This is a genomic window from Pseudomonas sp. NMI542_15 (assembly GCF_021283425.1).
Lineage (GTDB): Bacteria > Pseudomonadota > Gammaproteobacteria > Pseudomonadales > Pseudomonadaceae > Aquipseudomonas > Aquipseudomonas fortuita.
This window is the reverse complement of sequence record NZ_JAJSRO010000016.1, coordinates 74,951-97,024: the sequence shown is the minus strand read 5'-3', so window position 1 is coordinate 97,024 and position 22,074 is coordinate 74,951. Positions and strand designations below refer to the sequence as shown.

General features: G+C 62.1%; 20 protein-coding genes and 6 pseudogenes. 8 read left to right on the top strand and 18 right to left on the bottom strand.

Features of this window, described 5'->3' with window-relative positions; genetic code table 11:
• Positions 1-95 precede the first annotated feature (95 nt).
• Positions 96-2,240, bottom strand: coding sequence for a catalase HPII (gene katE, locus LU684_RS21150; protein ID WP_096425434.1), 2,145 nt, complete (start codon positions 2,238-2,240; stop codon positions 96-98).
• Between the two features lie 227 nt (positions 2,241-2,467).
• On the opposite strand from katE, the gene LU684_RS21145 reads away from it, so the two are divergent.
• The 3 genes from LU684_RS21145 (at position 2,468) to LU684_RS21135 (ending at position 4,981) form a co-directional block, all read left to right on the top strand.
• On the top strand, positions 2,468-3,475 hold the full coding sequence (locus tag LU684_RS21145; protein ID WP_016484266.1) for a methionine ABC transporter ATP-binding protein: 1,008 nt from the start codon (positions 2,468-2,470) through the stop codon (positions 3,473-3,475).
• Positions 3,475-4,146, top strand: coding sequence for a methionine ABC transporter permease (locus tag LU684_RS21140; RefSeq protein WP_012269918.1), 672 nt, complete (start codon positions 3,475-3,477; stop codon positions 4,144-4,146). The genes LU684_RS21145 and LU684_RS21140 overlap by 1 nt, the downstream gene beginning before the upstream one ends.
• Before the next feature lie 64 nt (positions 4,147-4,210).
• Positions 4,211-4,981 (top strand): MetQ/NlpA family ABC transporter substrate-binding protein, encoded by a 771-nt coding sequence (locus tag LU684_RS21135; protein WP_145913509.1) that lies wholly within the window; start codon positions 4,211-4,213, stop codon positions 4,979-4,981.
• Positions 4,982-5,109: 128 nt separating this feature from the next.
• Here LU684_RS21135 and LU684_RS21130 read toward each other — a convergent pair.
• Positions 5,110-5,187: pseudogene (locus LU684_RS21130) on the bottom strand (SCO family protein); the annotation flags it as partial.
• Position 5,188: 1 nt separating this feature from the next.
• On the opposite strand from LU684_RS21130, the pseudogene LU684_RS21125 reads away from it, so the two are divergent.
• Positions 5,189-5,317: pseudogene (locus tag LU684_RS21125) on the top strand (MetQ/NlpA family ABC transporter substrate-binding protein); the annotation flags it as partial.
• A gap of 128 nt (positions 5,318-5,445) precedes the next feature.
• On the opposite strand, the pseudogene LU684_RS21120 reads toward LU684_RS21125, so the two are convergent.
• A pseudogene (locus tag LU684_RS21120) lies at positions 5,446-5,526 on the bottom strand (SCO family protein); the annotation flags it as partial.
• 1 nt (position 5,527) lies between these two features.
• Here LU684_RS21120 and LU684_RS21115 point away from each other — a divergent pair.
• Positions 5,528-5,653, top strand: a pseudogene (locus tag LU684_RS21115) (MetQ/NlpA family ABC transporter substrate-binding protein); the annotation flags it as partial.
• 128 nt (positions 5,654-5,781) lie between these two features.
• Here the strand turns inward: LU684_RS21115 and LU684_RS21110 are convergent.
• Positions 5,782-5,859, bottom strand: a pseudogene (locus LU684_RS21110) (SCO family protein); the annotation flags it as partial.
• 1 nt (position 5,860) lies between these two features.
• Between LU684_RS21110 and LU684_RS21105 the strand changes: the two are divergent.
• Positions 5,861-5,989 (top strand): annotated as a pseudogene (locus LU684_RS21105) (MetQ/NlpA family ABC transporter substrate-binding protein); the annotation flags it as partial.
• A 128-nt stretch (positions 5,990-6,117) separates the two neighbouring features.
• Here the strand turns inward: LU684_RS21105 and LU684_RS21100 are convergent.
• The 5 genes from LU684_RS21100 to LU684_RS21080 are packed head-to-tail and all read right to left on the bottom strand — an operon-like array spanning position 6,118 to position 10,001.
• Positions 6,118-6,750, bottom strand: coding sequence for an SCO family protein (locus LU684_RS21100; RefSeq protein ID WP_016484264.1), 633 nt, complete (start codon positions 6,748-6,750; stop codon positions 6,118-6,120).
• Entirely contained in the window at positions 6,747-7,640 is an 894-nt protein-coding gene (gene cyoE / locus LU684_RS21095) for a heme o synthase (protein ID WP_060519845.1), read from the bottom strand. Before cyoE ends, LU684_RS21100 begins: the two co-directional genes overlap by 4 nt.
• Positions 7,625-8,704 carry a COX15/CtaA family protein gene (locus LU684_RS21090; RefSeq protein WP_016484262.1) on the bottom strand — a complete coding sequence of 360 codons (1,080 nt, stop codon included), beginning with the start codon at positions 8,702-8,704 and terminating at the stop codon, positions 7,625-7,627. The genes cyoE and LU684_RS21090 overlap by 16 nt, the downstream gene beginning before the upstream one ends.
• Positions 8,705-8,713: 9 nt before the next feature.
• Positions 8,714-9,295, bottom strand: coding sequence for a hypothetical protein (locus tag LU684_RS21085; RefSeq protein WP_016484261.1), 582 nt, complete (start codon positions 9,293-9,295; stop codon positions 8,714-8,716).
• A complete protein-coding gene (locus LU684_RS21080; protein WP_031311663.1) occupies positions 9,264-10,001 on the bottom strand; it encodes an SURF1 family protein in 738 nt (245 codons plus the stop codon). The genes LU684_RS21085 and LU684_RS21080 overlap by 32 nt, the downstream gene beginning before the upstream one ends.
• A gap of 51 nt (positions 10,002-10,052) precedes the next feature.
• Here LU684_RS21080 and LU684_RS21075 point away from each other — a divergent pair, with 51 nt between their 5' ends.
• On the top strand, positions 10,053-10,256 hold the full coding sequence (locus LU684_RS21075; protein WP_016484259.1) for a twin transmembrane helix small protein: 204 nt from the start codon (positions 10,053-10,055) through the stop codon (positions 10,254-10,256).
• A gap of 29 nt (positions 10,257-10,285) precedes the next feature.
• Here the strand turns inward: LU684_RS21075 and LU684_RS21070 are convergent, their stop codons facing one another.
• From LU684_RS21070 to coxB, 4 genes are read right to left on the bottom strand one after another with little or no spacing between them, the layout of a single operon-like run.
• Complete coding sequence (locus LU684_RS21070; protein WP_016484258.1) at positions 10,286-11,173, bottom strand: cytochrome c oxidase subunit 3; 888 nt, start codon at positions 11,171-11,173, stop codon at positions 10,286-10,288.
• A gap of 16 nt (positions 11,174-11,189) precedes the next feature.
• Positions 11,190-11,756, bottom strand: a complete 567-nt coding sequence (locus tag LU684_RS21065) for a cytochrome c oxidase assembly protein (protein WP_016484257.1) — start codon at positions 11,754-11,756, stop codon at positions 11,190-11,192.
• Positions 11,757-11,766: 10 nt separating this feature from the next.
• Positions 11,767-13,356 (bottom strand): cytochrome c oxidase subunit I, encoded by a 1,590-nt coding sequence (gene ctaD, locus LU684_RS21060; RefSeq protein ID WP_016484256.1) that lies wholly within the window; start codon positions 13,354-13,356, stop codon positions 11,767-11,769.
• Between the two features lie 43 nt (positions 13,357-13,399).
• Positions 13,400-14,527: a cytochrome c oxidase subunit II gene (gene coxB, locus LU684_RS21055; RefSeq protein WP_016484255.1), complete on the bottom strand. Its 1,128-nt coding sequence runs from the start codon at positions 14,525-14,527 to the stop codon at positions 13,400-13,402.
• A 369-nt stretch (positions 14,528-14,896) separates the two neighbouring features.
• Here coxB and LU684_RS21050 point away from each other — a divergent pair, with 369 nt between their 5' ends.
• A complete protein-coding gene (locus tag LU684_RS21050; RefSeq protein WP_016484254.1) occupies positions 14,897-15,538 on the top strand; it encodes a hypothetical protein in 642 nt (213 codons plus the stop codon).
• A gap of 126 nt (positions 15,539-15,664) precedes the next feature.
• Here LU684_RS21050 and LU684_RS21045 read toward each other — a convergent pair whose 3' ends face one another.
• The 5 genes from LU684_RS21045 to prlC form a co-directional block, all read right to left on the bottom strand.
• Positions 15,665-17,197 carry a SulP family inorganic anion transporter gene (locus tag LU684_RS21045; RefSeq protein WP_023047108.1) on the bottom strand — a complete coding sequence of 511 codons (1,533 nt, stop codon included), beginning with the start codon at positions 17,195-17,197 and terminating at the stop codon, positions 15,665-15,667.
• A gap of 191 nt (positions 17,198-17,388) precedes the next feature.
• Complete coding sequence (locus tag LU684_RS21040; RefSeq protein WP_016484252.1) at positions 17,389-18,108, bottom strand: carbonic anhydrase; 720 nt, start codon at positions 18,106-18,108, stop codon at positions 17,389-17,391.
• Positions 18,109-18,530: 422 nt separating this feature from the next.
• A complete protein-coding gene (locus LU684_RS21035) occupies positions 18,531-19,589 on the bottom strand; it encodes a PA0069 family radical SAM protein (protein WP_095116360.1) in 1,059 nt (352 codons plus the stop codon).
• Between the two features lie 80 nt (positions 19,590-19,669).
• Positions 19,670-19,951 carry a YheV family putative zinc ribbon protein gene (locus LU684_RS21030; protein ID WP_016484250.1) on the bottom strand — a complete coding sequence of 94 codons (282 nt, stop codon included), beginning with the start codon at positions 19,949-19,951 and terminating at the stop codon, positions 19,670-19,672.
• Complete coding sequence (gene prlC / locus LU684_RS21025) at positions 19,948-22,035, bottom strand: oligopeptidase A (protein WP_060519840.1); 2,088 nt, start codon at positions 22,033-22,035, stop codon at positions 19,948-19,950. Before prlC ends, LU684_RS21030 begins: the two co-directional genes overlap by 4 nt.
• Positions 22,036-22,074: the final 39 nt, after the last annotated feature.

The following is a 22,074-nucleotide window of genomic DNA, read 5'->3' as shown; positions in this document are numbered from 1 at the left end:
GCTGTGCCCCCCATCGCGACACAAGGCCGCCCCTACAGGGAACTGCTATCCCTGTAGGGGCGGCCTTGTGTCGCGATGGGGTGTCGAAGCAGCCCTTAGGCCGGCACAGCCTCCGCGGCAGCTTCACGCTCCCACACCCTATGCCCCTCGACCGCTTTGACGAAAGCGTCCAGCGTCTTCTGGTCATCGCCCAGCAACAGCCCCTTGTCTTCCTTGAGGCCCAGTGCGTCCACCAGCACCTTGCCTTCTTTGGCAAAGCCGATCGCCTTCAGGTGCTTGTAGGCCTCGAGCAGGAAGTGCTTGGCCAACCCACTTGCCCCCAGCGCATCCAGCGCGGCCTTGCCGGCCGGTACCAATACCCCGTCGAACATGATCGAAGGCATGCCCTCCATCGACGCATCCACTGGCAGTGCCTTGCCGTCAGCAGCCTTGACCGGTGCCGAGGTTGGGCCAAGCAGCATGATGCGTGCGCTATGCGCCTCAAGCGCCTTGACCAGCCGGTCGACACTTCCGGCATCCACGCCATCGGCCAGCAGCACGGCTATCTTGCGCCCCTTGATGCCCACAACCCCCGGGTGGTTCATCTGGCTCAGCGCGGGGGACTCGGCCAGTTTGCTGCCCTTCACCTGAACGGTGCCCGCCTTGGGTGCCGGCAACCCCAGGTTGGCGGCCACGGCGGCGGCCAGCTTGAGGTCGATGTTGGCTAGAATTTCATTCACCTCACGGGCACGAATGGCCTCGCGCTCCACCTTGCCCAGTTCGAAGCTGTAGGCCTTGATGATGTGCTGTTGCTCTGTCGGGCTCATGCTCTGGAAGAACAACCGCGCCTGCGAGAAGTGGTCGCCAAACGACTCGCTGCGCTGGCGAATCTTGTGCGCATCAACGCGTTCCTGATAGCTCTCGAAGCCGCCATCCTGCGCCGCAGGTGGCGTTTCCTTCGGCCAGCCGCCGTCGATGGAGTTCGGCTCATACGAGGCACGGCCCCTGTGCACGATGTGCTGGTGCAACGCGTCACGCTGGTTGTTGTGGTTGGGCGCCACCGGGCGGTTGATCGGGATCTGGTGGAAATTCGGCCCACCCAGCCGGCTCAGTTGCGTGTCGGTATAGGAGAACAGCCGGCCCTGCAGCAAGGGGTCATTGGTGAAGTCGATACCCGGCACGATATGGCCAGGGCAGAAGGCAACCTGCTCGACCTCGGCAAAGAAATTGTCCGGGTTGCGGTTCAGGACCATCTTGCCCAGCGGGGTAACCGGTACCAGTTCTTCGGGAATGATCTTGGTCGGGTCCAGCAGGTCGAAGTCGAATTTGTGTTCGTCAGCCTCAGGCACAATCTGCACGCCCAGTTCCCATTCCGGGTAGTCACCGGTTTCAATGGCTTCCCACAGGTCACGGCGCTGGAAGTCTGTATCCTTGCCCGCCAGTTTCTGGGCTTCGTCCCACAGCAGCGAATGCACGCCCTGGCTCGGCTTCCAGTGAAACTTGACGAAGCTGGCCACGCCCTCGGCATTGATCAGCCGGAAGGTGTGCACGCCAAAGCCTTCCATCATGCGCAGGCTGCGCGGGATGGCGCGGTCAGACATGGCCCACATGACCATGTGGGCCGATTCCGGTACCAGCGAGACAAAATCCCAGAAAGTGTCATGCGCCGAGCCGCCGGTAGGTATTTCGTTGTGTGGCTCCGGCTTAACCGCGTGAACAAAATCGGGGAACTTGATGGCATCCTGGATGAAAAACACCGGCATGTTGTTGCCAACCAGGTCGAAATTACCCTCGTCGGTATAGAACTTGACTGCAAAGCCCCGCACATCTCGCACCGTGTCGCCAGAACCACGTGGGCCCTGAACCGTGGAAAAGCGCACAAAAACCGGGGTGATCTTTTCCGGATCCTGCAGGAAACCGGCCTTGGTCAGTTCCGCGTGATTGCCATAGCTCTGGAAGAACCCGTGTGCACCGGTACCGCGTGCGTGCACGATGCGCTCGGGGATCCGCTCATGGTCGAAGTGGGTGATCTTCTCGCGCATGATGAAGTCTTCAAGCAGCGAAGGCCCGCGGTCACCCGCCTTCAGGGTGTTCTGATTGTCCGCAATACGTACGCCTTGGTTGGTGCGCAGCGCATGCCCGGTCGCATCACTGCGGTCGGCCTCCAGGCTTTGCAGCTTGGCATTGGTATTGGCCCGGTCAGGGGTCTGGGTGCCGGCGGCTTCACTCTGCTTGGGCGCGTCCGTTTTCTTGCTGGGCATGATCGGCTCTCCTCATCAGTCTTAAGGCTTGCCCGTTCAGGGCTTGTCCAAGTAGTGACTGGAGGGCGTGGCCGAGCGTTCAATCAGGATTACCAGTTGTCGCGATATGCCCGAAGGATTGGTGCATTACGAAATAAATGCTAAGAACAGCTATTGGAAAAGGCTAAAATGCGCGACCCCAGCTAACCGCTGACCCAAATTTCAATGCGCCCCACAAGGTTCGCTACGTGATCGAGTTCCAACAGGTACATAAAACCTACCGCGTTGCCGGTAGGGAAATCCCCGCACTGAATCCGACCAGCCTGACCATCGAAGATGGCCAGGTGTTCGGCCTGATCGGCCATTCCGGCGCCGGCAAAAGCACCATGCTGCGCCTGATCAACCGCCTGGAAGAACCCTCCGGCGGCAAGATCATCGTCGACGGCGAAGACGTCACCGCGTTCAACGCCAGCCAGCTGCGCGGCTTCCGCCAGCAGGTCGGGATGATTTTCCAGCACTTCAACCTGCTGGCTTCCAAGACCGTCGCCGACAACGTCGCCCTGCCGCTCACTCTGGCCGGCGAGCTGTCGCGCAGCGAAATCGACAAGCGCGTTACCGAGCTGCTGGCCCGCGTGGGCCTGTCGGACCACGCCAGAAAGTACCCGGCGCAGCTGTCCGGCGGCCAAAAGCAGCGTGTCGGCATCGCCCGCGCTCTGTCCACCAACCCGAAGATCCTGCTGTGCGACGAGGCCACCAGTGCCCTCGACCCGCAAACCACGGCCTCGGTCCTGCAACTGCTGGCCGAAATCAACCGTGAGCTGAAGCTGACCATCGTGCTGATCACCCACGAGATGGACGTGATCCGCCGTGTCTGCGACTGCGTGGCCGTGATGGACGCCGGCCAGATCGTCGAGCAAGGCTCGGTGGCCGATGTGTTCCTGCACCCGCAGCACCCCACCACCAAGCGCTTCGTCCAGGAAGACGAGCAGGTCGACGAAGGCGAGCAACGCGACGACTTTGCCCACGTGCCGGGCCGCATCGTGCGCCTGACCTTCCAGGGCGACGCCACCTACGCCCCACTGCTGGGCACCGTGGCCCGCGAAACCGGTGTGGACTACAGCATCCTCGCCGGGCGTATCGATCGCATCAAGGATGTCCCCTATGGCCAGCTCACCCTCGCCCTGATCGGCGGTGACATGGAAGCGGCGTTCGCCCGCTTCAAGGCAGCTGACGTACATATGGAGGTACTGCGTTGATGGACGCCCTGAATTTCTTTGCCAACGTCGACTGGGCCGAAATCTGGCTGGCCACCATCGACACCATGATCATGCTGTTCGGCTCGCTGTTCTTCACCGTGCTGCTGGGCCTGCCACTGGGTGTGCTGCTGTTCCTCTGCGGGCCGAAGCAAATGTTCGAACAGAAGGGCGTATATGCGCTGCTTTCGCTGGTGGTCAACATCCTGCGCTCGCTGCCGTTCATCATCCTGCTGATCGTGATGATCCCGTTCACCGTGCTGATCACCGGCACCTCGCTGGGCGTTGCCGGCGCCATCCCGCCGCTGGTGGTGGGTGCAACGCCGTTCTTCGCGCGCCTGGTGGAAACCGCCCTGCGTGAAGTGGACCGCGGCATCATCGAAGCTACCCAGTCGATGGGCGCTACCACCCGCCAGATCATCACCAGCGCGCTGCTGCCGGAGGCCCGCCCGGGTATCTTCGCGGCCATTACCGTCACCGCCATCACCCTCGTTTCGTACACCGCCATGGCCGGTGTGGTGGGTGCCGGTGGCCTGGGCGACCTGGCTATCCGCTTCGGTTACCAGCGTTTCCAGACCGACGTGATGGTCGTGACCGTGGTACTGCTGCTGGTACTGGTTCAAGTACTGCAGAGCGTGGGCGACAAACTGGTCGTGCATTTTTCCCGTAAGTAACCCCAATGGGGTCGGCCTGGCCGACCCGTTCGGGGGCCGTCGCGGCCCTCACAAGGAGTGATCAATGAAGAAGCTGCTTGCTGTTGCTGCCGCTGTTGCGGCCTTCTCGGCCCACGCCGATACCCTGACCGTTGCCGCCACCCCGGTGCCGCATGCCGAAATCCTCAACTTCGTCAAACCGCAACTCGCCAAAGAAGGCGTTGATCTGAAGGTCAAGGAATTCACCGACTACGTCCAGCCGAACGTACAGGTTGCCGAAAAGCGCCTGGACGCCAACTTCTTCCAGCACCAGCCGTACCTGGATGAGTTCAACAAGGCCAAGGGCACCCAACTGGTCAGCGTGGCCGGCGTGCACATCGAGCCGCTGGGGGTGTATTCGACCAAGATCAAGAAGCTGGACGAGCTGTCCTCCGGCGCCACCGTGGTCATCCCCAACGACGCCACCAACGGCGGCCGCGCCCTGCTGCTGCTGGACAAGGCCGGTGTGATCAAGCTCAAGGACAACAAGAACATCCTGTCCACCGTGAAGGATGTTGCCGAAAACCCGAAAAGCATCAAGTTCCGTGAGCTGGAAGCCGCCACCATCCCGCGTGTGCTGACCCAAGTCGATGCCGCCTTGATCAACACCAACTACGCGCTGGAAGCCAAGCTGAACCCGGAAAAAGACGCCCTGGCCATCGAAGGCAGCGACTCGCCTTACGTGAACATCCTGGTTGCCCGCCCGGACAACAAGGACTCGGAAGACATGAAAAAACTGGCGGCTGCGCTGCACTCGCCAGAGGTGAAGCAGTTCATCATCGAGAAGTACAAGGGCGCTGTGGTTCCGGCGTTCTGATCCAACATCCCCAGGGCCGCTTTGCGGCCCTTTCGCGGCACAAGGCCGCTCCCACCAAGTAAGGCGTACGCCGATCCATGTGGGAGCGGCCTTGCGCCGCGAAAGGCCTGCGCAGCAGGCCCGAAATCTCAATCCCGCTTCAAAAGCCCAGGCAACTGCGCCACCAGCTTCTGGTTGTTGAAGGGCGCCCGAATGAACCCACGCTGACTCCTGGTTGCCCGCCCGGACAACAAGGACTCGGAAGACATGAAAAAACTGGCGGCTGCACTGCACTCGCCAGAGGTGAAGCAGTTCATCATCGAGAAGTACAAGGGCGCTGTGGTTCCGGCGTTCTGATCCAACATCCCCAGGGCCGCTTTGCGGCCCTTTCGCGGCACAAGGCCGCTCCCACAAAGTAAGGCGTACGCCGATCCATGTGGGAGCGGCCTTGCGCCGCGAAAGGCCTGTGCAGCAGGCCCTAAATCTCAATCCCGCTTCACAAGCCCAGGCAACTGCGCCACCAGCTTCTGGTTGTTGAAGGGCGCCCGAATGAACCCACGCTGACGCCTGGCTGCCCGCCCGGACAACAAGGACTCGGAAGACATGAAAAAACTGGCGGCTGCGCTGCACTCGCCAGAGGTGAAGCAGTTCATCATCGAGAAGTACAAGGGCGCTGTGGTTCCGGCGTTCTGATCCAACATCCCCGGGGCCGCTTTGCGGCCCTTTCGCGGCACAAGGCCGCTCCCACAAAGTAAGGCGTACGCCGATCCATGTGGGAGCGGCCTTGTGCCGCGAAAGGCCTGCGCAGCAGGCCCGAAATCTCAATCCCGCTTCAAAAGCCCAGGCAACTGCGCCACCAGCTTCTGGTTGTTGAAGGGCGCCCGAATGAACTCACGCTGACTCCTGGTTGCCCGCCCGGACAACAAGGACTCGGAAGACATGAAAAAACTGGCGGCTGCGCTGCACTCGCCAGAGGTGAAGCAGTTCATCATCGAGAAGTACAAGGGCGCTGTGGTTCCGGCGTTCTGATCCAACATCCCCGGGGCCGCTTTGCGGCCCTTTCGCGGCACAAGGCCGCTCCCACCAAGTAAGGCGTACGCCGATCCATGTGGGAGCGGCCTTGCGCCGCGAAAGGCCTGCGCAGCAGGCCCTAAATCTCAATCCCGCTTCACAAGCCCAGGCAACTGCGCCACCAGCTTCTGGTTGTTGAAGGGCGCCCGAATGAACCCACGCTGACGCCCATCCGGCCCGACAACCGCCAGGTTGCCGCTGTGGTCCACGGTGTACCCCGGCTTGCTGGTATCGGCCGGGATGAACGGAATGCTCAAGGCATTCGCCAGCTTCTGGGTATCTTCGATCGACCCCGCCACCCCGACAAAGTCCTTGTCGAAATAGCCCAGGTACTGCTTCAGCTGGTTCGGCGTATCGCGGTTCGGGTCCACGCTCACCAGCACCACCTGCAGCCGGTCGACGGCTTCCTTGGGCAGCTCGCTCTTCACTTGGCGCAACTGGGCCAGAGTGGTCGGGCAGATGTCCGGGCAGTAGGTGTAGCCGAAGAACAACAGCGACCATTTGCCTTTCAGGTCATCCAGCTGCACGGGCTGGCCGTCCTGGTTGGTCATGGTCACGTCGGCCACGCTGCGGCTCTGCGGCAGCAGGATGATGCCGGCATCGATCAGCTCGGCGGGGTTGGCCTGGTCGCGGCCATTGAGCACCTTGTTGACGGTAAGGCCCAGGATCAACGCGACCAGGGCGACGAGGATGAAGACGGTTTTCTGGGTTCGGGTCATAGGTTCAGCAACAAGTAGTGGTCGAGGAGCAACGCGATGAACAGCGCGAACAGGTAGCCAATAGAGTACTTGAAGGTACCGATCGCCGCGTGCGGCCGGCTGCCACGGTACAGCACCCAGGCCCATTGCAGGAAGCGCAGGCCCAACGCCAGGGCACAGGCCAGGTACAGCAAACCGCTCATGTGGATGGCATACGGCAGCAGGCTCACCGCCAGCAGTATCAGGGTGTACAGCAGGATATGCAGCTTGGTGTAGCGCTCCCCGTGGGTCACCGGCAGCATCGGGATATCGGCCTTGGCGTATTCTTCCTTGCGGTGAATGGCCAGCGCCCAGAAGTGCGGCGGGGTCCAGGCGAAGATGATCAGCACCAGCAGCAAGGGTTCAGCGCTGACATGGCCGCTTACCGCCACCCAGCCGAGCAGCGGCGGAGCGGCGCCGGCCAAGCCGCCAATGACGATGTTCTGTGGCGTGGCCCGTTTGAGAAAGCCGGTGTAGAGCACCGCATAACCCAGCAGCGAAGCCAGGGTCAGCCAGGCAGTGAGGGCGTTGGTGAACACCAGCAGCAGGGCCATGCCCAGCAGCGCCAGCGCCAGAGCGAACAGCAACGCCGGTAGCGGTTCGACCCGGCCCTGGGCCAGCGGCCGCTTGTGGGTACGGGCCATCAGCGCATCGATGCGCCGGTCCACCACATGGTTGACCACCGCCGCAGCGCCAGCGCACAGGCCGATGCCCAGGTTGCCGAACAGCAGCACGCTCCAGCCGACACCCGCCCGTGTGGCCAGGAACATGCCTGCCAGCGAGGTGATCAGCATCAGAACCACCACCTTGGGCTTGGTCAGCTCCAGGTAATCGCGCCAACTGGCCCGCCGTGCGCTCAGAAGCGTCGCCACGAATCGTTCCTCATGTGATGGGAGATGCCCACACCGGCCACCGGCCGCAGGCGCCAGCCTTGGCCGACGCCCACGCGAACCTTGTCGACCACTCGAATGCGGTAGTTCACCAGCACCATGCTCAGCAGCAACAGCGCCCCGCCGGCATTGTGCGCAACAGCTACCGCCAGCGGCAGGTGAAACACCACGTTGCTGATACCCAGGCCCACTTGCAGGGCCAGCGCCAGCATTACCAGCCGCGCCAGGCCGGGGAGGCCACAGCGGTGCAGCTTCCAGCTGAGCATCAGCAGCACGCAAGTCACCAGTAGCGCGCCCAGGCGGTGGCTGATGTGGATGGCCGTGCGGGCATCACTGTCCAGTTGCCCGCCCAGGTAATTGGGGCCGACGTGCTGCGTCAGGTGGAAGCCATTGCTGAAGTCCGCCGCCGGCCACCACTGGCCGTGACACGTAGGCAGGTCGATGCAGGCGACTGCTGCGTAGTTGGCACTGACCCAGCCCCCCAAAGCGATCTGGCCGATCACCACCAACAAGGCCAGCGCAGCGATCCGCCGCAGGCTCAACGGCAGTTTCGGCAAAGGCGCAAAGGCACGGGACAGGCGCAAGGACAACAGGAACAACAAGCTCAAGGTAGTAAAGCCACCCAGCAAATGCGCCGTGACCACCTGCGGCCACAGCTTCAGGGTAACCGTCCACATGCCGAAGGCTGCCTGGGCCAGCACCACACCCAGCAGCAGCACCGGCAGGCGATACGGTTGGCCATCGCGGGCATGCCGACGCAGCGCCTGGAAGGCGAGCAGGGCAATCACCATGGCCAAGGTACCGGCGAAATACCGATGGACCATCTCGGCCCAGCCCTTGGCCTCTTCCACCGGGTGATCGGGGAAGTGCAGCTCGGCATGGGCGAGCTGGGCCTCGCTCTTGGGTACGCTGATGAAGCCATAGCAACCCGGCCAGTCAGGGCAGCCAAGGCCGGCATGGGTCAGGCGGGTATAGGCACCGAGCAGGACAACCAGCAGTGCCAGCAGGGTGGCGAACACAGCGATGCGGAATCCAGGTCTGGCCATGGCAGGCTCCTAGCCGATGTTGGACAGCTTGAGCAGGTGGCGCAGGTCATCCAGCACATGCTTGCCGTTGGCCTTGCCGTCGTAACGCAGCACCAGGTTGCCGTGGGGGTCGACGATCCACAGTTGCGGGCCAGGCTCGCCCACCTTCTGCAAATAGCGCGGGGCATCCAGCGGGTAGCGTTGCAGCTGCGGGTACTCGCGGCCCAGCAGCGCCTGGTAGTCGGCGCTCAGCGGCTGGGCTGTGGCCAGTGCATGGCTGGCACGGCTGGCGTCGCGGCCCAGGCCCACCTGGATCTGCCGGGCGAGGTACACCAGGCGCTGGCAGGCCTCGGCACAGGCTTCGGGGGCGCTGACCAGCAATTGCCAGCGCTCGTCCTCGCCTGACACGCCGATATCAGTACGGCTCTCACCGTTGCCGATCATATCGCCGTGGTAGCTGCGGCCCTCCGGCACCCAGAACTTCAGCTTGTACATGCTGGTGGCCAAAATCATCGGCCCGAGCACTACCAGCAGGATCAGCAAAAGCTGCAAACGCCCGCGGGCTCTGGGTTTGCTACGTTCAGGCACGTCCAGTGGAGTGGCGGTGGCCATGGCGTTTCTCCTTGTTGTGGTGCCAGCCGAAATAGAGGTAAAGCAGAACCAGTGCACCCGCCAGGGCAAACCACTGCACGGCGTAGCCCAGGTGTTTTTCCGGGCCCATGGCGACAACCGGCCAGTCCAGGCGATAGGCCGCCGGGCCGGGCTCCAGGCGCAACTCATGGGCATAGCCTTCGCGGGCTAGCTGCGGCCATAGCTGCGCGGCATCAACGGCGGTGAGCAGATGCGGCCATTGGCCGCCTTCAGGGTCGGGATGCAGCTGGAATGTGCTGCCGGGCGACACATACACCGAAGCGTCCAGTGCCAAGGCCTGTGGAGGGGTATTGAAATGCACCGGCACGCGGCGGTCTGGCCATGGCAGCCAGCCGCGGTTGATCAGCAGCCACTGGCCACTCGCCTGGTCATGGAAGGGTTGCAGCAGTTCGACACCGGCCTGGCCATCGCGCATGCGGTTGTCCAGCAGCACGCTGTGCTCGGCATCGAAGCGGCCGTACAGGTGCACGCGGCGGAAGGCGTTGTCGTCGTTTGATGCGAGCTGGGCCGTGGCGATCGGCGCTTCGACCCGCCGTTCGGCATAAGTGGCCAGCAGCACGCGCTTTTCCTCGGCCCGGCCGAGTTGCCAGCAGCCAAGCGCGATCAGCCCTGGCAGCAGTGCAAGCACCACCAGGGTCGGAATCCAGCCTGGGCGAAACCGCCTCACGGGCGCCTCGCTATACTTATCCACATCACCGCATCCCCCCGGAGTAGCGCCATGCTCAAGGCCGCGATTGTCCTGATGCTGTTGGCCACGATTGCCAGCCTGTTCAGTGGCCTGGTGTTTCTGGTCAAGGACGACGAAAACTCGACGCGTCTGCTGAAGGCTCTGACCGTGCGGGTGACCCTGGCGGCCCTGACAATTGCCCTGGTCGCCTGGGGTTTGCTCAGCGGTCAGCTGGTTTCACACGCCCCCTTCTGAAACTGCACTCGTTTTGCCGGCGATTGGCCCTACAGCACATACACAAAAATGAACAACCCCACCCACACCACGTCGACGAAGTGCCAATACCAGCTGGCTGCCTCGAAGCCGAAGTGTTTCTCGGGGTTGAAATGCCCGCGCAAGATGCGCACGAACATCACGATCAGGATGATCGTGCCCAAGGTCACGTGGGCACCGTGGAACCCGGTGAGCATGAAGAACGTCGCGCCATAGATCCCCGACCCCAGCGTCAGCCCCAGCTTGGTATAGGCTTCGTGATACTCGAAGGCTTGCAATGCAATGAAGCTGAGCCCCAGCAGGATGGTCAGGGCCATCCAGAATTTCAGCGGACCACGGTGGTCACGGCGCAGGGCGTGGTGGGCGATGGTGATGGTCACACTGGAACTGACCAGCAAGATCGTGTTGATCAGTGGCAGGTGCCACGGGTCGATTACTTCTTTGGGCGGCGGGAACAGTTTCGGATCCGGCGTGTGCAGCAGCGGCCAGGTGAACTCGAAAGTCGGCCACAGCATGTGTGCAACCCCTTTGGCGCCTTCACCTCCCAGCCACGGCCCGGCAAGCACGCGCACGTAGAACAGCGCACCGAAGAAGGCCAGGAAGAACATGACTTCAGAGAAGATGAACCAGCTCATCCCCCAGCGGAACGAGCGGTCCAGCTGCGGGCTGTACAACCCGGCGCGGCTCTCCTTGACCACCGCCCCAAACCAGCCGAACAGCATGTAGGCCAGGAACAAAGCGCCCACGAAGAAAATCAGCGGCCCGTGCGATTCCGGGTGGCCGGCCTTCATGTCGTTGAACCAGGTGCCCAGGCCAAACACCGTGATGAACATGCCGATGGTGGCGATGATGGGCCACTTGCTCTGCGCCGGAACGTAGTAGTGCTGATGACTTGCCATTGCTGTTCTCCTTCCCTTAACGGGCGCCCTGGACGTCCTGGGCCGCAACATGCGCGACCGGCGGGTGGCGAGCGGTGATGTCGAACAAGGTGTAGGCCAGTGTCAGGTGCTTCACGCTGGCCGGCAGGTCGCGGTCGACGATGAAGCGCACCGGCATCTCGATGCGTTCGCCGGGCTGCAGCACCTGCTGGGTAAAACAGAAGCACTCGGTCTTGTGGAAGTACGCCGCGGCCTCGGCCGGGGTGATGCTGGGTATGGCTTGCGCGCTCATCGGCCGATCGGTCGGGTTGTGCGCAACGAATATCATCTGGTTCACCGCACCCGGGTTGACCTCCAGCTGGTCGGCAGTGGAATAGAAATCCCAGACCATGTCGCTGGCATTGGTCGACATGAACTGCACCCGCACCGAACGCGACGGGTCGCTAACCTGGCTGCCCTCGTATTGCCCACCGGTCTTGCCGTTGATGCCAAAGGCCTTGCACATCACGTCGTAGATCGGCACCAGGGCGAAGCCGAAGGCGAACATCACCACCGTCAGCATCAACAGGCGCGTTACCAGGCGTTTCAGCGACAGGCCGTTCATGACAGGTTTCCTATTTCACTTCCGGTGGGGTCTGGAAGGTGTGGTAAGGCGCAGGGGAGGGGATCGACCACTCCAGGCCCTCGGCGCCATCCCAGGGTTTGGCCGGTGCCGGCGCGCCACCGCGAATGCACTTGATGACAATGAACAGGAAGAAGATTTGCGTGGCGCCGAACATGAAGGCACCGATCGACGACACCATATTGAAGTCGGCGAACTGCAGGTTGTAGTCGGGGATGCGACGCGGCATGCCGGCCAGCCCTACGAAGTGCATCGGGAAGAAGGCCATGTTCATGCCGATGAACGACAGCCAGAAGTGCAACTTGCCGAGGGTTTCGTCGTACATGTGGCCGGTCCATTTCGGTAGCCAGTAGTAAGCCGAGGCAAAGATGCCAAAAATCGCCCCGGGTACCAGCACGTAGTGGAAGTGCGCCACCACGAAGTAGGTGTCGTGGTACTGGAAGTCCGCCGGGGCGATCGCCAGCATCAGCCCGGAGAAACCGCCGATGGTGAACAGGATGACGAAGGCGATGGCGAACAGCATCGGCGTCTCGAAGGTGAGCGAGCCTTCCCACATGGTGCTGACCCAGTTGAACACCTTCACCCCTGTGGGCACGGCAATCAGCATGGTGGCGTACATGAAGAACAGCTCGCCCACTACCGGGATGCCGACCACGAACATGTGGTGGGCCCAGACGATGAACGACAGAAAGGCAATTGCGCCGGTGGCGTACACCATCGAGGTGTAGCCGAACAGCGGCTTGCGCGAGAACGCCGGGATGATCGAGCTGACCGCGCCGAACGCCGGCAGGATCATGATGTACACCTCGGGGTGGCCGAAGAACCAGAACACGTGCTGGAACAGCACCGGGTCACCGCCACCGGCCGCGCTGAAGAAACTGGTGCCGAAGTGAATGTCCATCAGCATCATGGTCACCACGCCGGCCAGCACCGGCATCACCGCGATCAACAGAAAGGCCGTGATCAGCCAGGTCCAGACAAACAGCGGCATCTTCATCAGGGTCATGCCTGGCGCACGCAGATTGAGGATGGTGGCAATCACGTTGATCGCGCCCATGATCGAGCTGATGCCCATCAGGTGGATGGCGAAAATGAAGAAGGTGACGCTGGCGGGTGCATAGGTGGTGGACAGCGGGGCGTAGAAGGTCCAGCCGAAGTTCGGCCCGCCACCCGGGCTGAACAGGGTCGAAACCAGCAGCAGGAACGCCGCCGGCAGCAGCCAGAAGCTGAAGTTGTTCATCCGCGGCAAGGCCATGTCGGGCGCCCCGATCATCAACGGGATCATCCAGTTGGCCAGGCCGACGAAGGCCGGCATCACTGCACCGAACACCATGATCAGGCCATGCATGGTGGTCATCTGGTTGAAGAACGCCGGCTCCACGATCTGCAAGCCTGGCTGGAACAGTTCGGCCCGGATGACCATGGCGAACGAGCCACCCAGCAGGAACATGATGAAGCTGAACCACAGGTACATCGTGCCGATGTCTTTATGGTTGGTGGTCAGCACCCAGCGCATCAGGCCCTTGGCCGGGCCGTGCGCATGGTCATGGCCGTGGGCTTGGTCGTCGATCACTGCACTCATGTCCTGTCTCCTGCAACCCATTGGTTGCCGCGAGTAACCCGGTTCACTTGGCTTCTGCCTGCTTCAGCGCCAGCACGTCCTTCGGCGTGACCATGTCGCCTTTGTTGTTACCCCAGGCATTGCGCTCGTAGGTGACCACAGCAGCGATGTCGACTTCCGACAGTTGCTTGCCAAAGGCGGCCATGGCCGTGCCGGGCTTGCCGTGGAAGACAATGCTCAGGTGGCCTTCCTTCGGCCCGGTGGCAATCTTCGAGCCCTTGAGCGCCGGGAACATCGGCGGCAGGCCCTGGCCTTCGGCCTGGTGACAGGCCACGCAGGTGGTGTGGTAGACCTTGTCGCCACGCGCCACCAGCTCTTCCAGGGTCCATTCCTTGCTGGTCAGCTCCTTGAGCTTGGCGGCTTCAGCCTTGCGCTCGCCCAGCCAGGTGTCGTAGTCGGCCTTGGACTTGACCTCGACCACCACCGGCATGAAGCCGTGGTCCTTGCCGCACAACTCGGTGCACTGGCCACGGTAGATGCCGGGCTTCTCGATACGGGTCCAGGCTTCGTTGACGAAGCCGGGGATGGCGTCACGCTTGACCGCAAAAGCCGGCACCCACCAGGAGTGGATGACATCCGCGGCGGTCACCAGGAAGCGCACCTTGGCACCCACCGGCAGCACCAGCGGCTGGTCGACTTCAAGCAGGTAATGCTCGTCCTTGGGGGCCTTGTTGTGAATCTGATCGGCAGGGGTGGCGAGGTTGCTGAAGAACTCCACGTCCTGACCCAGGTATTTGTAGTGCCACTTCCACTGGTAGCCGGTGACCTGGATGTCGATGTCCGACTCGCTGGCGTCGTAGATGTCGATCAGGGTCTTGGTGGCCGGAATGGCCATCACCACCAGAATCAGGAAGGGCACCACGGTCCAGAGGATTTCCACCCAAGTGTGCTCGTGGAAATGCGCAGCCTGCTGGCCAGTGGAGCGGCGGTGGACGACCATCGACCAGAACATCGCGCCAAACACCACGATGCCAATGATCACGCAGATCCAGAAGATGGTCATGTGCAGGTCGAAGACGGCGTTGGAAACTTCCGTCGCCCCCGGGTGCATGTTCACGGTCCAGGCGGCATTGGCCTGACCAAAAACCGACCACAACAGGAGGCCCATCCAGACATGTGGATGTCGCATCATTGCGGGTTCCCCTTCTAATTCTTGTTGTCCCGGAGGCGTGGCCTGCGGCAAGAGGGAACGGCGGTCAAGACTGCCTGGCTTCGACGACCGAGCCCCTGCTAAAAGCAGTCGGGCCTCATCAACGAATCACGTTCAACGGGAGTATAGACAGCGACCAATGGCACGCAATGAAGCGTGTGAAATGAACTTCACGAAATGGCTGAATGGCCTGAAAGCCGCGTGCTTGATGGGAAATGGCGTAATAATGGCACGGCTATATGCCTGATAGCGCACACGTTTGCGCGACTTATAACAAATACGTCTTAGGTATTCTGTATACCGAGCTAATTTAGTGTCTTCCGTTTGAAACGTAATGTCCCTGGAGTTGTCATGAACATCGCTGCTGTACGCGAGCAGGTAAGCCAAGCCCATCAACATGAAGGCCAGACCGGCCAATTGAAAGAGCGTCTCGAGCTGCAACTGCCCCACCTGCATCCCTCGATCCAACTGCCTGAGCAGGACGCCCAGGGTACTTTGGCGCGCTTCGTCAGCGCCTACATCGATCAGGTTCCGGAACTGCTGGAGGCCGCCCACGCGGTCGCCCGCGAAGCCGGGATCGAATCGCAGATCAAACCCGTACTGAAAATTGCCGAAGCCTACTTCCTGCAGCCGCCCAGCGTGATGCAAGGGCATGTCGGCCTGGACTGCTTGCTGGATGAGGCCTACCTGGCGCACCGCCTGGTGGAAGAGGTGAATGACTTGTACATCCGCCACTTCCAGCAGCCATTGATCCCGGTCGACACCACTGTCGCCAACCTGATTGCCCACCAGTTGATTGGCGAAAGCTTTGCCAACCAGCTGGATGAAGTGGTGCACCACTCGGTTGACGAAATGCTCAATGACGAAAGCTTTGCGGTGGAGTCGGTGGAGGCGTACCGCGAGAAGCTGAGCAGCCCGGCAACCGGCGAGGCGTGGAAGCGCTGGCCTTGCCTGTCGCGCCAGCTGGGTGTGGAGCTGGGTCAACCAGCCTGATATTCCAGTAACGGCCTCTTCGCGGGCTCGCCCGCTGCCACAGGTACTGCACAGCATTGAGTGTCTGCGCGGTCCCTGTGGCAGCGGGTTCACCCGCGAAGAGGCCAGTTCAGGCGATAGAAGTTTTCAGGCCCCAACCCCCGCCGTAGTCCGCAACCGCCCCTCGATCCGCCGCTTCAGGCGCCGCTGCTCTATCAGCAACCGTGACCCATTGGCCGAATTGCTGCGGCTCCAGTCCTCCAGCAACTCAAGGCACGAGTGATCGATATAGCTCAGGTTACCCAACGGCACATGCAGCGTAGTGCCCGCCGGTACCGTATCCAGCACCTGGGTCAGCGCCGGCACCTTGAGGAACGTCGCCGCGCCACTGAGGCGCAGTTCCATGTGCCCGGCCTTCTCCAGGCTCACCAGGTTGATCTTCAGCCGCGCCGCCTTGAACGCCAGCTTCAGCAGGGTCAGGGCAAAGCCCAGCAGCACGCCGGTCAGCAGGTCGGTGAAGATGATCGCCAGGGCTGTCGCCGCATAGGTGAACATCGGCATGCGGCCATAACGGCCCAGGCCACGAAACGCCTTGAAATCAACCAACTTCACCCCGGTAAACACCAGCACACCCGCCAGGCTCGCCACCGGAATTTGCTGCAGCACGCTGCTCAACACCACCACGAAGGCCAACAGCCACAGCCCGTGGAAGATTGCCGATGCCCGTGTCTGCGCGCCCGCCTGCACATTGGCCGAACTGCGCACGATCACGCCCGTCATCGGCAGCGCTCCGAGCACGCCACAGAGCATGTTGCCGATACCTTGGGCCGACAGCTCACGGTCGAAGTCCGAACGCTGGCCGCTGTGCATCCGGTCCACCGCCGCAGCCGACAGCAAGGTTTCGGCGCTGGCGATGAAGGCCAGGGCAAAGGCGGCAACCAGCAGGGTAGGGTCGGCCAGTTGCATCAGGTCACCCGGGCGGATCCAGTCGACGGCCTCGGACAGGTCTGCCGGCACCTGCACACGGTTTACCGGCAAGGCCAGCCACATACTGATGACGGTCATGGCTGCAACACCCAACAGGGCCCCAGGGACGAAGCGCAGCCGCTGGGGCCGCAGGCGCTCCCAGCCCCACATGATAGCGATGGTACCCAGGCCAAGCGCACCCGCCATCCAGCCGGAGCCTGAGCGTTCCTGTGGCAGGGCTGCGGCCACGGTGGACGGGAATTCCAGCAGGTTCTGCAGCCCCGAAGGCTGCGGCGCTGTATCGAACATCACATGTATCTGCGACAACACGATCAGCACGCCGATGCCCGCCAACATGCCGTACACCACCGCTGGCGCAGTGACGCGAAACCAGCAACCCAGACGCAGGCGCCCAGCCAGCAACTGCAGCAGCCCCGCCAGCAACAAGATCGGCCCGAGCATGGCCACGCCATGCTGGCGCACCAGCTCGAACACCAGTACTGCCAAGCCGGCGGCCGGGCCACTGACCTGCAATGGCGAACCGGCGAGGAAACCCACCACAACGCCGCCGATAATGCCGGTAATCAGGCCCTTGGCCGGCGGCATGCCCGATGCAATCGCGATACCCATGCACAATGGCAGGGCCACCAGAAAGACCACCACCGACGCCAGCAACTCACGCGGCAGGGCCGCTTTCAACTGTGTAATGTTCACCGTGTTTCTCCTTTCTTTGTCACACGGTCATTCCTCTGACCGTGGGCACGTTTGCCCCTGACTAGCGCGCAAGCGCGGGCCGCCAGCGGGCTTGCCGGCAGGGCAGTCAGGGAATTCAAGGCAGCCGAAGGCCGCGCCACACCCCAGCAGGGTGCAGCCGGCTATCAAGGTTCTAGCGGTGGATGGGTCGCTTAGTAGCGGCCTCTCGGAGTAGCGCAGGGGACCGGCTCGCCAGCAGCCAGGGGCAGGAAGCTGTCGCTGATGGCGTCGTAGGCTTCGATCTTGCTGGTTTCGATGTCGTAAACCCAGCCATGAATGAACAGCTCACCGGCTGCAAGGCGCGAGGCAACCGAAGGGTGGGTGCGCAGGTGATGCAACTGGGCGATCACGTTTTCCTTGGTCAGCACCTGCATGGTTTCGTGTTCGGTACCGCACGAGCAGTTGTTCTCGACCACGGTACGCGCCACTTCGGCATGGCGCAGCCAGGCAGAAACAGTCGGCATCTTGGTCAGCGATTGCGGGTTGAGTACCGCACGCATGGCGCCACAGTCGGAGTGGCCACAGACGATGATGTGGTGCACTTTCAGCGCAAGCACGGCGTATTCGATGGCGCTGGAAACGCCGCCGTTCATCTGGCCGTAGGGCGGTACCACGTTACCCACGTTACGGGTTACGAACAGGTCGCCGGGCGAGCTCTGGGTGATCAACTCGGGGACGATGCGCGAGTCGGCGCAGGTGATGAACATGGCACGCGGCGTTTGCGCAGTGGCGAGCTTCTTGAACAGCTCTTGCTGCTCGGGGAAGACGTCATGGTGAAAGCGCAGGAAGCCGTCGACGATGTGCTTCAGGGCGGCATCGGCGCCCTCGGCGGGTACATCCGGAACGACCTTGGATGGGTCCTTGACGGGCATGATTCATCCTCTTGACGGTGTGGTGGTAAATCCATTTTACCGGGGAAAGATTATGGCTATGCAGGGTTTTAGATGACACGCACGGGCCATAGATCACAGTCGGTGTGGACTGATTGCCTACGCTAGCGGGGAAAACTTAACTGAAACTTAATTCGGAGGCTCTAGAACGGGTGTTCCAGATGTAAAAGGCGGGAGCTGGATAATAGCAAAAAAACATCAACTGCCAATATGTATTAGTGCAATTATTAACTCGGATTAGTTGTATTGAGGGCTGGCAATAGGCCCCATTTGGGAACCTGAGACCTCCAAGGTACCTGTGGGAGCGGGCATGCCCGCGAAAAGGGCAACTCGGTATATGGCACCGGCTGCGCCAGTGTTCGCGGGCACGCCCGCTCCCACAAAAACCGTGATCTGTTCAAAGATCAAAATAGGGCCATCTGCCCACCGGGCGGGCAGAAGGCAGAGCAATCCAGCGTCTGTGCCTCGCGCCCTTCAAAATCCAGCCGCTTCATGGCTTTGGCAAAGCGCTGAGCCAACAACTCGGCAAATACCCCTTCACCGCGCATGCGCGCACCAAACCGGCTGTCATACAGCTCGCCGCCCCGGCTCTGGCGGATCAGGCTCAACACATGGGCCGCCCGTTGCGGATAATGGTCCTGCAGCCACTGCTCGAACAGCGGCGCCACTTCCAGTGGCAGGCGCAGCATCATGTAGGCCGCGCTCTGTGCGCCAGCTTCCTTGGCAGCCTCCAGCAAGCGCTCCAGCTCACTGTCGTTGATCATCGGAATCATCGGCGAACACAGCACCCCCACTGGCACACCCGCCTCGCGTAGCACGCGGATGGCCCTCAACCGGGCATTGGGTGACGCCGCCCGCGGTTCCAGTACCCGCTTGAGGTCGTCGTCCAGCGTCGTCAGGCTGATCATCACTCGCGCCAGTCGTTGCCGGGCCATCTCGGCCAGCAGGTCGAGGTCACGCAACACCAGCGAGCCCTTGGTCACGATGGTCACCGGGTGACGAAAACGCAGCAACACTTCGAGCAGGCGCCGTGTCAGCAACTGGTCCCGCTCGATCGGCTGGTACGGGTCGGTATTGGAGCCCAGGTTGATCGGCGCGCACACGTAGCCCGGTTTGCTCAACTGCTGCGCGAGTATCTCGGCGGCATTGGTCTTGGCGATCAGCTTGGTTTCGAAGTCCAGGCCGGGGGAGAGGTCCCAATAGGCATGGGAAGGCCGGGCATAGCAGTAGATGCAGCCATGCTCGCAGCCGCGGTAAGGGTTGATGGAGCGGTCAAAGGGCAGGTCGGGCGATGTATTGCGGGTGATGACCGATTTCGCTGTCTCGCTGCGCACTTCGGTGCCTTGGGTCTGCGGCACTTCCTGATACCAGCCGTCGTCCTCGACCACCGAATGGTTGGGGGCAAAGCGGTTATGCGGATTGTGCGCCGTGCCACGGCCCTTTAATGGTGCTGGAGGATTCATGGCTAACCCCTATACTGTATTTACATACAGTATCGCGACTACCATGAATCCACCAGCGCCTCTGATCCGACAGCCAGTGCTTACTCTGTCGGTTTCTTCAGCTTCGGATTAGGGAAGAACTGCACCGTCTGTACTTTGGCCGGCGCCGCCTTGGGTGCCAGGTGGTTAACCCGGGTACCGAGCTCCTTGGGCACCGACAAGCCCTGCTCGTTGAGGGTGTCGGTGAACCCGCAGGCGACGCACTCGCGGTGCGGTACGTCGTCTTCGCTCCACATCATCAGCTTGTCAGGCTCGCTGCATGCGGGGCATACCGCCCCGGCAATGAAGCGCTTCTTGGTCTTGTTCACAGCTACCTCGCTCACGCCGCAGCGCCTTCGGTAAGGCCGCTGTGCCGCAGCAGCGCATCAATGGAAGGCTCACGGCCACGGAAGTCGACAAACAGCACCATCGGCTCGCGCGAACCGCCACGGGCCAGGATAGCCTCGCGGAAGGCGCGGCCGGTCTCGGCATTCAGCACACCTTCTTCCTCGAAGCGCGAGAAGGCGTCAGCCGACAGCACTTCAGCCCACTTGTAGCTGTAGTAGCCCGCCGCATAACCGCCAGCAAAGATGTGCGCGAAGCTATTGGGGAAGCGGTTGTACGCCGGTGGGCGCATGACCGACACCTCGTCGCGCACGCCTTCGAGCACCTGCAGCACGCTGCGGCCGTCGCCATGGCTGGCGTGTAGCTCGAAGTCGAACAGCGAGAATTCAAGCTGGCGCACCATCATCATGCCCGACTGGAAGTTCTTCGCCGCCAGCATTTTGTCCAGCAGGTCCTGAGGCAAGGCCGCGCCGGTTTCGTAATGGCCGGAGATCAGTGCCAGGCCTTCTGGCTCCCAGCACCAGTTTTCCATGAACTGGCTCGGCAGCTCGACCGCGTCCCAGGCCACGCCGTTGATACCCGAAACACCGGCATGCTCGATGCGGGTCAGCAGGTGGTGCAGGCCGTGGCCGAATTCGTGGAACAGGGTGGTGACTTCATCATGGGTCAACAGTGCCGGCTTGCCGGGTGCGGCCGGAGTGAAGTTGCACACCAGGTTGGCCACCGGGCTCTGCAGTTCGCCACCGGCAGTACGACGACGGTCGCGGGCGCCATCCATCCAGGCCCCGCCGCGCTTGTTGGCGCGGGCGTAAAGGTCGAAGAAGAAGCGGCCGACATGCTGGCCGTTTTCCTTGATCTCGAACAGGCGTACGTCCGGGTGCCAGCTGTCGAAGCCCTTGAGTTCGGCGATTTCGATGCCGTACAGGCGCTGCACAATGCTGAACAGGCCACCCAGCACCTTATCGATCGGGAAATAGGCACGCAGGGCTTCCTGCGACACGCTGTAGCGCTGCTCGCGCAGCTTCTCGCCAAAGTAGCCGGCGTCCCAGCTGGCCAGTTCAGGGCAGCCTTGCTCAGCGGCGTAGGCCTTGAGCTGCTCCAGGTCCTGGGCTGCAAAAGGCTTGGAACGCTTGGCCAGGTCACGCAGGAAGCTCAGCACCTGGTCGCTGGACTCAGCCATTTTGGTGGCCAGGCTCAGCTCGGCGTAGTTCTTGTAGCCCAGCAGTTCGGCCAGCTCCTGGCGCAGGTCAAGGATTTGCTGCATGACCGGGCCGTTGTCGAACTGGCCGGCATTCGGGCCCTGGTCCGAGGCGCGGGTGCAGTAGGCGGCGTACACCTCTTCGCGCAGGGCGCGGTCGCTGGCGTAGGTCATCACGGCGTAGTAGCTGGGGAATTCCAGGGTAATCAGCCAGCCTTCAAGGCCCTTGGCCTGGGCCGCAGCGGCCATCTGCGCCTTGGCCGAGTCGGTCAGGCCGGCCAGCGCGGCTTCGTCGGTAACGTGCTTGGTCCAGGCCTGGGTAGCGTCGAGCAGCTGGTTGGAGAAGCGGCTGCCCAGCTCGCTGAGCTTGCTTTGCACTTCGGCATAGCGCTGCTGCTTGTCCGCCGGCAGGTCGATACCCGACAGGCGGAAGTCACGCAGCGCATGCTCGAGGATAGTTTTTTGCGCCACGTCGAAACCGGCGGCTTCAGGGCTGTTGATCAACGCCTGGTAGGCGTCGAACAGCGCACGGTTCTGGCCCAGTTCGGTAGAGTAGGCGCTCAGCGCTGGCAGGCACGACTCGTAAGCCTCGCGCAGCTCTGCGCTGTTGCACACTGCGTTGAGGTGGCTGACCGGGCTCCAGGCAGCGCCCAGGCGGTCGTTCAGTTCGTCTATCGCCAGCACCAGGCCAGCCCAGGTAGGGGCCTTGCCCTGCTTTTCGAGGATCTCGGCAATGGCTTTACGGTTGTCGGCCAGGATCGCTTCGATCGCCGGCAACACGTGTTCGGCACGGATTTGCGAGAAGGGCGGCAGATCGTGGGATTGCAAAAGCGGGTTGTTCGCAGTCACGGTTTGGATACCTTGGCAGAAGAAACACTGCCCCATCTTAATTACAATCGACGCCGACCGCAGCAGGCAGCCTGC

What these genes read in the sequence shown, in the direction of transcription:
- katE (WP_096425434.1), bottom strand. Translation starts at nt 2,240, where the DNA reads ATGCCCAGCAAGAAAACGGACGCGCCCAAGCAGAGTGAAGCCGCCGGC.
- LU684_RS21140 (WP_012269918.1), top strand. Translation starts at nt 3,475, where the DNA reads ATGGACGCCCTGAATTTCTTTGCCAACGTCGACTGGGCCGAAATCTGG.
- LU684_RS21135 (WP_145913509.1), top strand. Translation starts at nt 4,211, where the DNA reads ATGAAGAAGCTGCTTGCTGTTGCTGCCGCTGTTGCGGCCTTCTCGGCC.
- LU684_RS21100 (WP_016484264.1), bottom strand. Translation starts at nt 6,750, where the DNA reads ATGACCCGAACCCAGAAAACCGTCTTCATCCTCGTCGCCCTGGTCGCG.
- LU684_RS21090 (WP_016484262.1), bottom strand. Translation starts at nt 8,704, where the DNA reads ATGGCCAGACCTGGATTCCGCATCGCTGTGTTCGCCACCCTGCTGGCA.
- LU684_RS21085 (WP_016484261.1), bottom strand. Translation starts at nt 9,295, where the DNA reads ATGGCCACCGCCACTCCACTGGACGTGCCTGAACGTAGCAAACCCAGA.
- LU684_RS21075 (WP_016484259.1), top strand. Translation starts at nt 10,053, where the DNA reads ATGCTCAAGGCCGCGATTGTCCTGATGCTGTTGGCCACGATTGCCAGC.
- LU684_RS21070 (WP_016484258.1), bottom strand. Translation starts at nt 11,173, where the DNA reads ATGGCAAGTCATCAGCACTACTACGTTCCGGCGCAGAGCAAGTGGCCC.
- LU684_RS21065 (WP_016484257.1), bottom strand. Translation starts at nt 11,756, where the DNA reads ATGAACGGCCTGTCGCTGAAACGCCTGGTAACGCGCCTGTTGATGCTG.
- ctaD (WP_016484256.1), bottom strand. Translation starts at nt 13,356, where the DNA reads ATGAGTGCAGTGATCGACGACCAAGCCCACGGCCATGACCATGCGCAC.
- coxB (WP_016484255.1), bottom strand. Translation starts at nt 14,527, where the DNA reads ATGATGCGACATCCACATGTCTGGATGGGCCTCCTGTTGTGGTCGGTT.
- LU684_RS21050 (WP_016484254.1), top strand. Translation starts at nt 14,897, where the DNA reads ATGAACATCGCTGCTGTACGCGAGCAGGTAAGCCAAGCCCATCAACAT.
- LU684_RS21040 (WP_016484252.1), bottom strand. Translation starts at nt 18,108, where the DNA reads ATGCCCGTCAAGGACCCATCCAAGGTCGTTCCGGATGTACCCGCCGAG.
- LU684_RS21035 (WP_095116360.1), bottom strand. Translation starts at nt 19,589, where the DNA reads ATGAATCCTCCAGCACCATTAAAGGGCCGTGGCACGGCGCACAATCCG.
- prlC (WP_060519840.1), bottom strand. Translation starts at nt 22,035, where the DNA reads ATGGGGCAGTGTTTCTTCTGCCAAGGTATCCAAACCGTGACTGCGAAC.